Genomic DNA, 13,485 nt, shown 5'->3' with positions numbered 1-13,485 from the left:
CTGGACGACGACCCGGCGTCGGCCAAGGCCCTGCCCTCGATCGTCGCCTCCGGCGAGCCCCAGGTCGCGGTGCGCGGCGGCACGGTGCTGGTCCCGCGTGTGGCCCGCCTGGCACCGGCCGACGACGAGCCGGCGCCCACGCCCTGGCGGCGCGACGGCACAGTCCTGATCACCGGCGGTACGGGCGCGCTGGGCGCCCTCTTCGCGCGGCACCTCGTCCGGGAGCACGGGGTCTCCCGGCTGCTGCTGGTCAGCCGCAGCGGGCCGGCCGCCCCCGGTGCGGACGAACTCGCCGACGAGCTGGCCGAGCTGGGCGCCACGGTGATGATCACGGCGTGCGACCTGGCGGACCGGGAGGCCCTCGGCGCCCTCCTCGCGACCGTCCCGGCGGAGCACCCGCTCACCGGGGTCGTGCACACGGCCGGGGTGAACGACGACGGGATGATCGCGGATCTGACCCCCGAACGGCTGGCGGCCGTGCTGCGCCCCAAGGTGGACGCGGCGTGGAACCTGCACGAGCTGACGCGCGGTCACGATCTGTCGGCGTTCGTGCTGTTCTCGTCGGTGGCGGGTCTCGTGGGCGGTCCCGGCCAGGCCAACTACGCCGCCGCGAACACCTTCCTCGACGCGCTCGCCGAGCACCGTGCCGCGAGCGGTCTGCCCGCGACCTCGCTGGCGTGGGGCCTTTGGGACGCGGCGGGCGGCATGGGCGGCGCCCTCAGCGAGGCCGACCTGAAGCGGATCGCCCGCACCGGTCTGCTGCCGGTGACCGAGGAGCACGGCCCGGGGCTCCTCGACACCGCGCTGCGGCTGGGCCGGCCGGCGCTCGTGGCCACACCGCTCGACGTGGCCGCGCTGCGCGCCCGCCCCGCCCAGGTCCCGGTCGTCCTCGCCGGTCTGGCGCGGACACCGGCCCGCCCGTCCGCCCGGGACGACGCCGCGGGCACGCGGTCGCTGGCGCAGCGCCTCGACGGGCTGCCCGGGGAGCGGCAGCGGGAGGTCGTGGCGGAGTTCGTGCGCGGGGAGGTCGCCCTGGTGCTCGGCCACCGCGACGCGTCCGTGATCGGCGCCGACCGGCTCTTCTCCGAGCTCGGCTTCGACTCGCTGATCTCGGTGGAACTGCGCAACCGGCTCGGCGCCGCGACGGGACTCCGCCTCTCCGCCTCCGTGGTCTTCGAGCACCCCACCCCGGCCGCGCTGACGCGGCACCTGTGCGCCGAACTGCTCACGGGCGCCGCCGAAGCGGCCCCCGCCACCGCCGCCGTGGACTTCGCCGCGGAGGTGCGGCTCGACGACGACGTACGGCCGGCCGACGAGATCAGCCGGGTCTGCGCCGACCCCCGCGAGATCCTGCTGACCGGCGCCACCGGATTCCTCGGGGCGTTCCTCCTGCGCGATCTGATGCGCTCGACGCGGGCCCGTGTGCACTGCCTGGTGCGTGGCGCCGACCGGGCCGACGCCGAACAGCGGCTGCGGGCGAACCTGGAGTGGTACGGCGTCCTCGACGAGGTGGACCCGGACCGGATCTCCGTGGTCGTCGGCGACCTCTCCGCGCCCCGGCTGGGGCTGACGGAGGAGCGGTTCGACGATCTGGCGCGCTTCGTCGACGTCGTCTACCACGCGGGCGCCACGGTGAGCTGGCTGCGGCCCTACACCGAGCTGCGGCGGTCCAACGTGGACGGGACCCGGGAGGTGCTGCGGCTGGCCGCCCGGCATCGCACCGTGCCCGTGCACCACGTCTCGACGAGCGGTGTCTTCCCGGCGCCGGCGCCCGGCGCCGAGGGCGTCCCGGCGAAGGTGACCGACCCGACCGGCCCCGCCGAGGAGCTGTGGAACGGGTATCTGCAGAGCAAGTGGGTCGCCGAGCAGGTCATCGGGATCGCACGGGAGCGCGGGCTGCCGGTCTCGGTGTACCGGGTGGACGTGGTCTGCGGCGACCAGCGGGCCGGTGCCTGCCAGACGAAGGACTTCGTCTGGCTGAGCCTGAAGGGCCTGCTCCAGGCGGGCGCGGTGCCGGACCGGCTCGCCGGGTCCTTCCACATGGTGCCGGTGGACTACGTCAGCGCGACGATCACCACCCTCGCGACACGGGAGGACGCCGCGGGCGGCACGTTCCACCTGTTCAACGAGCAGGACCAGTCCTTCGCCGACTTCGTCGGCCATCTCCGGTCCTACGGCTACGAGTTGCCGGTCCTGGACTGGGACAGCTGGCGGGAGCGGGTGCGGGCCGACCGCGACAACGCGCTCGTGCCGCTGCTGGACGCCTTCGAGGCCCTCATGGCGGGCGACGGCCGCGCGACCTACCCGCCGCTGGACGTGTCGGAGACGGAGCGAGCGCTGGCCGGCACCGGCGTCGAGTGCCCGGAGATCGGGCGCGAACTGTTCGAGAAGTACGTCGGTTTCTTCGAGCGCGCCGGCTACTTCCCGAAGGCCGGCGCCCCTCTGGTGCCGGCGGTCGGCGCATGAGCCGCGCTCCCCTTCGCGCGGCTTCGGATTTCTACACAGTGAGGAGCGACAACCGTGGGGACAGCTGAGCGGAGCCGCGCGATCGTGCTGGGCGCGAGCATGGCCGGGCTGCTGGCGGCGTGTGTGCTGGCGGACGCCTACGACGAGGTCGTCGTGGTGGACCGGGACGAGCTGAGGGACGACGACCTGCCGCGCAAGGGCGTGCCGCAGGGCAACCATGTCCACGCCCTGCTGGCGCGTGGCCGGCACATCATCGAGGAGCTGCTGCCCGGCATCACCGACGAACTGATCTCCACCGGCGCGGTGACCGGTGACGTCACCGGGAACGTGCGCTGGGTCATGGAGGGGCGGCGGATGCCGCAGCCCCACTCGGACATGCTGCTGCTCTCGATGAGCCGGCCACACCTGGAGCAGCGGGTACGGACCCGGGTGCGGGCGTTGCCGAACGTGTCGTTCCTGCACCGGCACGACATCACCGGGCTGCTGACGTCGGACGACCGGCGGACGGTGGTCGGAGTGTCGGTCGTGGAGGACGGCCGGTCGCGCGAGCTGGCCGCGGACCTGGTGGTGGACGCCACCGGGCGGCGCTCGCGCACCCCGGCGTGGCTGGCGGAGCTGGGGTTCCCGGAAGTGGAGGAGGTCCAGCAGCGGATCGGGGTCGGTTACGCCACGCAGTACTTCCGGCTGCCGCCCGAGTCGATGGGCGACGACATCTCCATCGACGTGGTGGCCACGCCGGAGACCGGGCGCGGCGCGATCTGCGCCGGCATCGAGGGCGGCCGCACGGTGGTGACGGCGTACGGCTTCCTCGGCGACTACCCGCCCCATGACTCGGAAGGGTTCCTCGCGTTCCTGAAGTCACTGTCGGGGACGGACATCTACGACACCGTGAAGGACCACGAGCCGCTGGGCGACCCGGTGGCGTACCGCTTCCCGGCGAACCTGCGCCGCCGCTACGAGCTGATGACCTCGTTCCCGGCCGGGCTGCTCGTCCTCGGCGACGCGGTGTGCAGCTTCAACCCGGTGTACGGGCAGGGCATGACGGTCGCCGCCCTCGGTGCCATGGTGCTCCGCGACCATGTGTCCCGGCCGGGCGCGCCGCGTGCCGAGGGGTACTTCGCCGAGCTCGCGGAGGGGGCGGTGGACGCGGTGTGGTCGATGACGACCGGCGCCGACCTGGCCTTCCCGGGCGTCGAGGGCGAGCGCACCGAGGAGTGGCGCCAGGAGCAGTCGTACGTGGGACAGCTCCTGGAGGCGGCCACCCGCGACCACTCGCTGCTGACCGCGTACGCCCGTGTGGTCTTCCTGGTCGACCCGCCGGAAGCGCTCGTCGCCCCGGAGATCCGGTCGGCCGTCCGCGCGGCGTCCCCGGATGCCCCACTGGCGGCCGAGCCCCACTGACCCTTCGCCTCGGGCCTTCCCCGGCCTTTCGCGAACTTTCCCGGCAGCTTTCGCTGTGACGGCTTCTCTCTGATGGCAGGTGACATGAACGACACTCCCGTTCTGGTGCTCGGCGGTACAGGCAAGACAGGCCGCCGTGTCGCGCGGCAGCTCGCCGAGCGCGGGCGTACGGCCAGGGTGGCGTCCCGCTCGGGCGCCCAGCGGTTCGACTGGCGGGACAAGGAGACGTGGGCGGCGGCCGTCGAGGGCGTCGAGGCGGTCTACGTGGTGGACGAGCAGGGGCCCCACGCGGCGGAACTCCTCGCCGATTTCGCCGCGTTCGCCACGCGGCGGGGCGTCGGGCGGCTGGTGTTCCTGTCCGCGCGGACGCTCGAGCAGTGGGCGCACGACGAGGGCCGGTTCGCCGCCGAGCGGGCGGTGCGGGAGTCGGGGGCTCAGTGGACGATCCTGCGGCCCACATGGTTCTCGCAGAACTTCAGCGAGGACCGGCTGCTGGCGCCGGACGTCGCCGCCGGCGAGGTGATCCTGTCGGACGGTCAGGGCGTGGAGCCGTTCATCGACGCCGAGGACATCGCGGCCGTCGCCGTGGCCGCGCTCACCGAGGAGGGTCACGCGGGCGAGCTGTACGTCCTGTCGGGGCCGCGGCTGATGACGTTCGGCGAGTGCGTCGAGCTGATCGCCGAGGCGGCGGGCCGGAAGATCCGCGCGGTCGTGGTGGACCGCGAGGAATACGCCCGGCATCTGGTCGGTCGAGGCTACCCACGGGATTTCGCGGATTTCATGAACGAACTCTTCGACACCATTCGTGACGGCCGGACGGCTTATCTCTCCGACGGTGTGCGGCGCGCTCTCGGCCGGGAGCCGCGCGACTTCCGCGAGTACGCGGCCGAGACGGATTGGGGCGCGGTCTCGAAACAGTAACCGCCGAGCCTCCACCGCTGGTCAGGGGTGGTTACCGGGGTAAGGCCCGGTCGTTCCGGGCGGCCAGTAGCGTTCACGGGGTCGAAATGCGCGGCGCGATGCCCAATCCGCCCGATGTCCATCTGTCAACTCTCGTCCGACTCCCCAGCGGGGAGTGAATGGAGCGGCTCATCCATGGCCAGCGGAAAGTACGACAAGTATTTATCGAGAGACATCGAGACGCATCAGGAGATGTTCGGCCAGGCGTTCAACTCCGGTGACGCGGACGCCGTCAACTCGATGTACACCGAGGACGCCGTCGGCGTCTGGGACCCGGGTGTGCCGCTGGCGGGCCAGGCCCGTCGGGACCGGGTCAAGGAGTTCATGTCCTACGGCCCGAGCGTGGACGCGAAGGTGCTCCAGACCCTCGTGACCGGTGACACGGCGATGCTCATCGTCGAGTGGTCGATGGAGACCAAGGACGCCGACGGCAATCCGGAGCACCTGGAGGGTGTCGCGGTGGACGTCCTCCAGCGCGGCGAGGACGGCAACTGGCGTTACCTCATCGACAACCCCTACGGCGTCAGCGGCCCCCGCAGTGCCGAGGAGGCCGCCGGAGCGTAGCCCCCGCGGGGTCCGGGCGCGATGGGCGTCCGGACCCCCGTGGGTTCAACAACGCCCGTGGGGTCAACGGCCCCCGTGGGTTCAACGGCGCCCGTCGGCGAGGGCGTTGCGGCGGGCCGGGGCCCCGCCGAAGGAATGGCGGTAGTCCGTGGGCGTCACCCCGACGTGGAGGGTGAAGTGGCGGCGCAGATTGGCCGCCGTGCCCAGGCCGCTGAACTCGCTGACCCGCTCGATCGGCAGGTCGGTGGTCTCCAGCAGGGTCTGCGCGTGCGCGAGGCGCTGGTTGAGCAGCCACTTGAGCGGGGTCATCCCGGTCGCGGCCTGGAGGCGCCGGAAGAACGTCCGGGTGCTCATCCCGGCCTGCTTGGCCATACCGTCGACGGTGAGGGGCTGGTCGAGGTGGCGGGCGGCCCAGTCCATGACGGGGGCGAGGCTGTCGTCGTCGGTGACCGGGACGGAGAGGTCCACGAACTGGCTCTGGCCGCCGGGCCGGTGACCGGAGACCACCAGCCGGCGGGCGAGCTGATTGGCGACATGGGCGCCGAGGTCATGGCGCACGATGTGCAGGCACAGGTCGAGTCCGGCCGTCATGCCGGCGCTGGTCAGGACCCGGCCCTCGTCCACGTAGAGGACCGAGTCGTCGACCTCCACCTCGGGGTAACGCTTGGCCAGGTCGGCCGTGTTCAGCCAGTGCGCGGCGGCCCGGCGGCCGTTCAGGAGACCGGCCTCCGCGAGTGCGAACGCCCCGGTGCACAGGGACACCATGCGGGCGCCGGCGTCGTAGGCGCGGCGCAGCGCGTCGACGAACTCGGCCGGCAGGGAGGCCCCCTGGTTGACGACGGCGTCCGGCACCGACGGCACGATCACCGTGTCGGCGGTGACGAGGTCCTCGACGCCGTGGGTGGTGCGGACGGAGAACCCCCGTGCCGGGCCGGCGGCAGAGGGCGGGGTCACCGAGCACACCCGCAGGTCGTACCAGGGGTCGGCGAGGTCCGGCTGGGGATCGCCGAAGACCGCGTAGGCGATGGCCGTCTCGTAGATCTCGCACACCTGCATGTCCGTGTCATTGACCAGAGCGATGGCGACAGACCCAGGATTCATACCGCCAAGCCTACGGCAGGAATTTTGCGAAGGTCGGCACTTCTGCCACTGTCCGTCGCCCGCACCGCGGTGCGAGGGTTGCGAGCAGCGGGTTGGCCATCGCCGAGATGCAAACCATGCAAACCACAGTGTGAATCGAAACGGGAGTACGCAATGTCGAACACCAACGCAGCCCAAGCTCCGGTGTCGGTCATCGGCCTGGGCCTGATGGGCCAGGCATTAGCCGCTGCTTTCCTCAAGGCGGGGCACCCCACCACCGTATGGAACCGCACGGCCGCCAAGGCCGATCAGCTCGTCTCCGAGGGCGCCACCCGCGCCGGTTCGGTCGCGGACGCGATCGCGGCGAGCCCGCTGGTCGTCCTCTGCGTCACGGACTACGGCGCCGTGCGCGAGCTGCTCGACCCGCTGGCCGGCTCGCTCAAGGGCAAGGTCGTGGTGAACCTGACCACGGGCACCTCGACGCAGGCCCGCGAGACCGCCGAGTGGGCGGCGGGCGTGGAGACCACCTACCTCGACGGCGCCATCATGGCGATCCCGCCGGACATCGCCACCGACGCCGCCGTCCTGCTGTACAGCGGCCCGAAGGCCGCCTTCGAGGAACACGAGGCGACGCTGCGCGCGCTGGGCGCCGCGGGCACCACCTACCTGGACACCGACCACGGACTGTCCGCGCTCTACGACATGTCGCTGCTGGGCATCATGTGGGGTGTCCTCAACGGCTTCCTCCAGGGCGCCGCCCTGCTGGGCACCGCCAAGGTGAAGGCCACCACCTTCGCCCCGCTGGCCAACACGATGATCAACGTGATCACCGAGTATGTGACCGCGTACGCCCCGCAGATCGACGAGGGCAAGTACCCGGCCGGCGACGCCACCATGACGGTCCACCAGGACGCGATGGAGCACCTCGCCGAGGAGAGCGAGACCCTCGGCATCAGCGCCGAAATGCCCCGTTTCTTCAAGGCGCTCGCCGACCGCGCGGTGGCCGACGGCCACGCCGACAGCGGCTACGCGGCAATGATCGAGCAGTTCCGCAAGCCCTCCGCCTGACGGACGCGTTCCACCCCGCCTCCGGGGTACGGCCCACCAGCCGTACCCCGGAGGCTTTTTGCATTCCGCATGCAATTCTCACATTTCAATCCCCGACCATCCCCCTGCGGTCCGCCAAACGGAATTACTCGTGGAAGACCGAAAATCGCCGCTGCTCGACTACGTTTGGCAGCGTTTTCCGGACACAGTCCGAGGATCCGGGGGAGTGCCCGGCATTCATGCCGGCGACACATCGAGGAGAAACGTGAGTACACCCAACGAGCACGGCGCGATATCGGCCAACGAGAATGCGGCGTCCGGTTCCGGCCGGACCGCTTCACGGCTGCCGCGGCGCGCCCTGCTGAAGGCGGCCGGAGCCACCACGCTCGTCACCGCGACGGGTGCGGCCGTCACGCGGCCGGCCGCGGCGGCGGAGCTGAAGGAGGACTTCGACGTCATCGTCGTCGGCGCCGGCCTCGCCGGTGTCACCGCCGCGCGCGAACTGAAGGCCCAGGGCAAGCGCGTCCTCCTGCTGGAGGCGCGGGGCCGCATCGGGGGGCGGACCTGGACCGACACCTACCGGGGGCAGCAGATCGAGCGCGGCGGCGCCTGGGTCGACCCGCTCCAGCCGTACGTGTGGCGGGAGCTGAACCGCTACAAGGTCCCGATCGTCGCCGACGCGGGTGTCGAGCGAAGCATCCTGCCCACCCTCGACGGGTTCCAGGAGTACGACCCGGCCGAGGCGTACGCCCGCCAGAAGGAGCTGTTCACCCCGTTCTTCGAGGACGGCAACCGGGAGTACTTCGAGCGCCCCTACGAGCCGCTCTACCGCGAGGACCTGGTGCGCAAGCACGACGGGTTCTCGCTGCGGGACCGGCTCGACCAGCTGAAGTACGCCCCCGAGGAAGAGATCCGGCTCACCAGCACGACCTCGCTCTACGGCGGCTCCAGCAAGCGCGGCGCGCTGACCCACCTCACCCAGTGGTGGGCGCTGTCCGGCTGGAACTTCGACGGCTTCCACGGCGTCAACACCTACCGTCCGAAGGACGGCACGATCTCCCTGCTCAAGGCCATCCTGGCGGAGGCGGCGCCCACGCTGCGCCTGAACTCCCCGGTGGCCTCGGTCGAGCAGGACGGCGCCCGGGTCCGCGTCGTCACCCGCGCCGGCGAGCAGTTCGTCGCCCCCGAGGTCATCATGGCCGTACCGGTCAACGTGTGGAAGACGATCAAGTTCACCCCGGGGCTGCCGGAGGCGCACCGCACGGCCTCCGCCGCCGGAATCGGCGTGCCGCACGAGAAGAAGCTCTGGCTGGACCTGAAGCAGCCCGCCGACCGCTTCGTCGCCGAGGCCCCGGAGGGGCACCCGATCTGCATCATGGGCCGCTTCGACGTGGGCCAGCCGGTGGTGGCCTTCAGCGTGAAGGACACCTTCGACGTACGGGACGCCAAGCAGGTCGAGGCGGCGGTGAAGGACATCCTCCCGGACGCGAAACTGGTCGGCTACACCGCCCACGACTGGCACACGGACGAGTTCGCGCTGGGCGTCGGCGCCTTCCGTCAGCCGTTCCAGCTGACCCGGCTGCACCGCGCCATCCAGCAGCCGCACGGCCGCGTCAAGTTCGCCGGCGGCGACATCGCCGACGGCTGGAGCGGCTACATGGACGGCGCCGTCGAGTCGGGCATCCGTGTCGCCGGCGGCAAGCTCCTGACCACCGCCGAGATCCAGCGTCTGACGAGCGCGGCGGCCCTGCGGGCCCCGCAGGTCGACCGCCGGCTGTACCGCTCGATGTCGGCGTTCTGACCCGCACTCCCGGCCCGGTCTCCCCCTGATCTGCCGACGGTCTACGGACGGTCTCCGGACATCGGCGCCGCATCACCGGCAGCGGACCACGGTCCGCTGTCGGTTTCAGATCTCTCACGCATTCCTTTTATGCCCCCGGAATTCACCGTGGGCCGAGAAACGCGAGGATAAGGTCAGGACCATGAGCATAACTTCGGATACTCTCGCAAAGGATCCGGCGGAGTCGCTGTTCGCCTGGTTCCGTTCGATGCTCGACACCCAGCCGGTGTACCGGGACCCGGAAAAGGGATGGCAGGTGTTCGGTTACTCCGACATCTCCCGGATCCTCGCCGACACGACCACCTTCTCCTCGGACACCGCCCGCGCGTTCAATCCGCCGCAGCCCGATCTCGACTTCTTCGACATGGGCAATCTGGTGACGACGGACCCGCCCCGGCACCGTCAGCTGCGCTCGGTGATCAGCTCCGTGTTCACCGCACGGGCCGTGACCGGGCTGACGCCCCGGATCGAGAAGATCACCAACGCCCTGCTCGACGGGGTGGAGGGCGCCGACCGCTTCGACCTGATCGACTCACTGGCCTATGCCCTGCCCATCAACGTGATCCTGGAACTGCTGGGCCTGCCGGTCGAGGACGAGCCGCTGTTCCGGGTGTGGGGCGAGGCCCTCGGCACCGTGGACGCCGCGACCGTCCCCCCGGAGCAGCTGGAGAACGAAGTCGCCCCGGCGGTCCGGGAGATGAACGCCTATCTGCTGGAGCACGTACGGCGGCTGCGCAAGAACCCGACCGACGACGTGCTCAGCAGGCTCGCGGGCGCCAAGGTCGACGGCACGTACCTGGACGACGGTGAGATCGTCGGGGTGACGGGTCTGACCATGTTCGCCGGGCACGCCACGACGATGGCCCTCATCGGCAACGCCGTCCTCCTCTTCGACCGGCATCCGGAGGTCGCGGGCGCGGTGCGCGCGGACCGCTCGCTGCTGCCGGGCGCGCTGGAGGAGGTGCTGCGGCTGCGGCCGCCGTTCCCGAGGCTGGCCCGGATCACCACCGCCGACACCGAGCTGGGTGGTCACACGATCCCCGCCGGGTCGTTGGTGACGCCGTGGATCGGGGCCGCGAACCGGGACGGCTCCCGGTTCCCCGACCCCGACCGGTTCGACATCCACCGCACCACCAGCCACCTGGTGTTCGGGCAAGGCATCCACTTCTGCCTCGGCGCGCCGCTGGCCCGACTCGAGGCGAAGATCGCCCTGAACATCCTGATGGACCGTTACCGGGACATCGCGGTGGACGAGACCGGCTCCCTGGAGTTCGAGAACCCCAGGCAACTGATCTCGCCCACTCGGCTACCGGTACGGGTGTCCGGCTGACCTCGGCAGGCACAGGTCCGGCGCGGCGGTGTGCGAACCGCCCGCGCCGGGGCCGCACCGCTCGTCCCTGAGCGAGGCCGACCCGGACGCCAGGATGCGGCGCAACTGGACGCGACGGGCGGCCGGATCGTCACCCGCCCCCTCCAGCAGCGCCTCCAGCAGTCCCCCGGCCGAGGTGTTCAGACCGCCGGCCGTGGCGGACATCAGGAACTCCAGCAGCCGGTCGATGGCCGCGTCGGAGATGGGCTCCAGGGTGAGGGTGAGTCCGTGCCGGATACCACTGCCCCATTCCGGGCGCCGTTTGAGCAGCTCCGGCCGGGTGGTGGCGATCACCAGCAGCGGCAGTGAGCCCACCGACGGCGCGAGGTCCTCGACGAAGTCCACCAGGACGTCGTCGGCCCAGTGCAGGTCCTCGAAGACCACCACCAGCGGACCCCGCCCCGCGATCTCCGCGAGCAGCTGCCGCGCCGCGGCCAGGGCGTCGCCGACCGCGACCCGGGTGCTCGTGCAGACCTCGGCGTCGAGGAGCGGGTGCAGACTCGTCCGCATCCACTGCCGCTCCTCCTCGGCCTCGACCAGCCGCTCGACGGTGGCGGTGAGCTTGGCCCGTGCCGTCTCGGCCGAGTCGCCCCGCAGGATCCCGCAGCAGGACGCCACCAGGTCGTACAGGACCTCCAGCGGCTCCTCGCCGATGACGGGCCGGCTGCGCACCACCAGCAGCCGTATGGCCTCCGGGTTGGCCGCGACCCGGCGCTCGAACTCCATGATGAACCGGGTCTTGCCGATGCCGGGCTCCCCCAGCACCGTCACCAGGTGGGGCGTCGCCTGGTGCCGAGTGCGCTGGAGCAGGCCGCGCAGCACGTCCAGGTCGTACTCCCGGTCGATCACGGGTACGGCGTGCAGGGCGACGTACTCCTGACGGAAGCCTCCGACCTGCCAGCCGGGCGAGGAGTCGCCGCGGTGGTAGGTGACCGCGAACTCGGTGGCGCGGCGGGTGTCGTCGCAGACCCGGATCTCGCCGACGGGGGTGAGGGACAGCAGGGTGTGGCACTCGTCGAGGAGAGCGCCGTTGACCGACGGAGGGGCCTCGCCGCGGTCGGGCTGGTAGCGGACGAGCGCCTCGCCGGTGGCGACCGCCGCCTGGATGGAGACCCCGCGCGCGGCGGCCGTGGCCGATCCGGCGGGGGACGCCGCGACACCGAGGCGGTCGCGGATCGTCATCGCCGCGTGCACCGCCCGTTCGGCGTCGTCCTCGCCGGTGCGGGGCACCCCGAACAGGGCGAGCCAGATCGGGCCGATCGAGGCGGCGACCGTACCGCCGAGGCACTCGACCTCCTCACGGATGACCGCGGCCGCGTTCTCGGCGGCCTCGTCGATCCGCTCCGGATCGCTGTCGCCGTCCTCCGTGCTGAGCTGGACGCGCACGATGAGGACGCTGACGTCCTTGCGTTCGGCCACCATGGTCCGCAGCACGGGGGTGTCCACCGGCGGCAGTTCGACGGTCGGCGGCCGGGTGGCCGGCTCCTTTGGGGCCGTGCCCTGGCCGAGCCTGCGCTCGCGGGGTACGGCCCCTGCGGCGAGGTTCTCCGGCTGCGCGGATACGCCGTCCGGACCGCCCGGCGCCCCCTGGAGGGCCGGCTCCGCGCGGTCCCGGGGGGCGCCCGTCATGAGCAAATCGATCTGCTGCCGAACGCCGGCCGGGACCAGTGCCCGGTCATGGGCGAGAATGGCCTGCTGCAATGCCTTGAGGGCATGGCCCGGTTCAAGTCCGAGCTTTTCCACCATTTCGGTGCGAGCGCAGTGATAAACGTCCAACGCGTCCGTCTGCCGCCCTGATCGGTAGAGCGCCAGCATGAGTTGCCCGAGCAGCCGTTCCCGCAGCGGATCGGAGGTGACGGTTTTCTCCAACTCGGCAATAATCCGGTGATGGTGACCGCATGCCAACTCCGCCTCGAAATAGTCCTCCAGAGCGTCCAGCCGGGCGTTCCTGACAGAAGTCAGCTCGGGCCAGTCAATTCCTGTTTCGACCAGATCCGCCAACACCGGTCCCCGCCAAAGGGCCAGTGCGTCGCGCAGCAGCAGGGAAGCCTTCTCCGGCGATCCCGCCGCCATTTCCGCACGGCCCTTTTCGACCAGTCCACGGAAGTTGTGTAGATCCGTCCGGTCGGGCGCGACCCGCAGCATGTAGCCCGGGGCCTGGCTCAGCAGCTCCACACATCCGGCGTCGCGCTCGTCCGGGGAGAGCGCCCTGCGCAGCCTCCACACGGAGTTCTGCAATATTTTCCGGGCCGACTTGGGTGCTTTCCCGACCGGCCACAACGCCTCTATCAATTGACTGCTCGCCACTACCCGGTTGGTGTTCAACAACAGAAAACCGAGTGTCGCGCGCTGCCTCGTTCCGCCCAGTCCGACCAAGTGGTCGCTGCACACGACCTCTAATGGGCCCAGCATTCGAAACCGCATCGCTTTCCCCCATTACAAGATTACTCAAGTTCTTGCAAGCGATCGCCTTCGAGGTCCCCTTGCACAGGCATACCCAGGTGTCAACCGTGCCACCCCCGTGTCCCCCGTGTCCGCAAGTCGACCCGCCGAGTCGATCACGAATACCTTTCTCCAAGTGACCCACGAGCCTTGTCTTCCGGTCAAGTTTTCTCTGGAAGCGGGTCGTTTTATGGCCGAATCCAGGCGGCTCACAGGCTCCGCACAGACGGAGGCCGGTGATAAGGGCCGTCGGCCCTGGCCGGTCGTGGTCCACAGACCGGGGCCGATCGGGGGGCGACGGGGGCCGCCCGGGGTG

The 13,485-nt window shown here is 70.9% G+C and carries 9 protein-coding genes; 7 read left to right on the top strand and 2 right to left on the bottom strand.

The features are described 5' to 3' along the window. The 4 genes from SSQG_RS21505 to SSQG_RS21490 all read left to right on the top strand — a co-directional run. Positions 1–2,466, top strand: a 2,466-nt coding sequence (locus tag SSQG_RS21505; protein WP_106434200.1) for a thioester reductase domain-containing protein, incomplete at its 5' end; no start/stop codon positions are given. Between the two features lie 54 nt (positions 2,467–2,520). Further along, the gene (locus tag SSQG_RS21500) at positions 2,521–3,867 is read left to right on the top strand and encodes an NAD(P)/FAD-dependent oxidoreductase (protein WP_003991938.1); all 1,347 of its coding nucleotides are present in this window, start codon (positions 2,521–2,523) and stop codon (positions 3,865–3,867) included. 84 nt (positions 3,868–3,951) lie between these two features. Next, entirely contained in the window at positions 3,952–4,788 is an 837-nt protein-coding gene (locus tag SSQG_RS21495) for an NAD(P)H-binding protein (protein WP_003991937.1), read from the top strand. 174 nt (positions 4,789–4,962) lie between these two features. Continuing rightward, complete coding sequence (locus tag SSQG_RS21490) at positions 4,963–5,391, top strand: YybH family protein (protein ID WP_003991936.1); 429 nt, start codon at positions 4,963–4,965, stop codon at positions 5,389–5,391. Positions 5,392–5,472: 81 nt separating this feature from the next. Here SSQG_RS21490 and SSQG_RS21485 read toward each other — a convergent pair whose 3' ends face one another. After that, a complete protein-coding gene (locus SSQG_RS21485; RefSeq protein ID WP_052310324.1) occupies positions 5,473–6,492 on the bottom strand; it encodes a GlxA family transcriptional regulator in 1,020 nt (339 codons plus the stop codon). A 153-nt stretch (positions 6,493–6,645) separates the two neighbouring features. On the opposite strand from SSQG_RS21485, the gene SSQG_RS21480 reads away from it, so the two are divergent. The 3 genes from SSQG_RS21480 to SSQG_RS21470 all read left to right on the top strand — a co-directional run bounded on the left by SSQG_RS21480 (position 6,646) and on the right by SSQG_RS21470 (position 10,688). Continuing rightward, positions 6,646–7,539, top strand: coding sequence for an NAD(P)-dependent oxidoreductase (locus SSQG_RS21480; RefSeq protein WP_003991934.1), 894 nt, complete (start codon positions 6,646–6,648; stop codon positions 7,537–7,539). Between the two features lie 244 nt (positions 7,540–7,783). Beyond that, positions 7,784–9,319: a flavin monoamine oxidase family protein gene (locus tag SSQG_RS21475; protein WP_106434199.1), complete on the top strand. Its 1,536-nt coding sequence runs from the start codon at positions 7,784–7,786 to the stop codon at positions 9,317–9,319. Between the two features lie 181 nt (positions 9,320–9,500). After that, the gene (locus tag SSQG_RS21470; RefSeq protein WP_003991932.1) at positions 9,501–10,688 is read left to right on the top strand and encodes a cytochrome P450; all 1,188 of its coding nucleotides are present in this window, start codon (positions 9,501–9,503) and stop codon (positions 10,686–10,688) included. On the opposite strand, the gene SSQG_RS21465 is transcribed toward SSQG_RS21470, so the two are convergent. Further along, complete coding sequence (locus tag SSQG_RS21465) at positions 10,665–12,965, bottom strand: BTAD domain-containing putative transcriptional regulator (RefSeq protein WP_338117282.1); 2,301 nt, start codon at positions 12,963–12,965, stop codon at positions 10,665–10,667. The two genes, SSQG_RS21470 and SSQG_RS21465, sit on opposite strands and share 24 nt — an antisense overlap. Positions 12,966–13,485: the final 520 nt, after the last annotated feature.

Origin of the sequence: Streptomyces viridochromogenes DSM 40736, from assembly GCF_000158955.1 — a bacterium.
In the GTDB taxonomy this organism is placed as follows: Bacteria; Actinomycetota; Actinomycetes; order Streptomycetales; family Streptomycetaceae; genus Streptomyces; species Streptomyces venetus.
Note: the sequence above shows the minus strand (reverse complement) of the source record. Positions and strands in the feature narration are given on the sequence as shown.

What these genes read in the sequence shown, in the direction of transcription:
- SSQG_RS21480 (WP_003991934.1), top strand. Translation starts at nt 6,646, where the DNA reads ATGTCGAACACCAACGCAGCCCAAGCTCCGGTGTCGGTCATCGGCCTG.
- SSQG_RS21470 (WP_003991932.1), top strand. Translation starts at nt 9,501, where the DNA reads ATGAGCATAACTTCGGATACTCTCGCAAAGGATCCGGCGGAGTCGCTG.
- SSQG_RS21495 (WP_003991937.1), top strand. Translation starts at nt 3,952, where the DNA reads ATGAACGACACTCCCGTTCTGGTGCTCGGCGGTACAGGCAAGACAGGC.
- SSQG_RS21485 (WP_052310324.1), bottom strand. Translation starts at nt 6,492, where the DNA reads ATGAATCCTGGGTCTGTCGCCATCGCTCTGGTCAATGACACGGACATG.
- SSQG_RS21490 (WP_003991936.1), top strand. Translation starts at nt 4,963, where the DNA reads ATGGCCAGCGGAAAGTACGACAAGTATTTATCGAGAGACATCGAGACG.